General features: G+C 64.0%; 1 protein-coding gene. It reads left to right on the top strand.

Annotated features, from left to right (window positions below):
• The coding region (locus D9V41_RS17425) for a GTP-binding protein (protein WP_243697339.1) at window positions 1–292 on the top strand (292 nt) is incomplete at both ends.

Here is a 292-nt window from a genome sequence, read left to right as displayed (position 1 = left end):
GCCGGAATCCGCCGCCGGGTCAAGGAAGCGTCCGGGCACGAGTACTACGCGAGCCTGCGCACCAACGCCGCGATCGAGCGGGCTGAGGTCGTCATCATGATCGTCGATGCGAGCCAGTCGCTCAGTGAGCAGGACGTGCGCATCATCAACGCGATCCAGGAAGCTGGACGCGCCTTGGTCATCGCGTTCAACAAGTGGGACCTCGTCGATGATGAACGCCGCTACTACCTTGAGCGGGAGATCGACCGTGAACTCGTGCAGGTGCCGTGGGCGCCGCGCGTCAACATCGCAG

This window comes from Aeromicrobium phragmitis (genome assembly GCF_003674095.1).
GTDB lineage: Bacteria > Actinomycetota > Actinomycetes > Propionibacteriales > Nocardioidaceae > Aeromicrobium > Aeromicrobium phragmitis.
The sequence above is the reverse complement of the archived record's forward strand: the minus strand, read 5'-3'. Positions and strand labels throughout refer to the sequence as shown.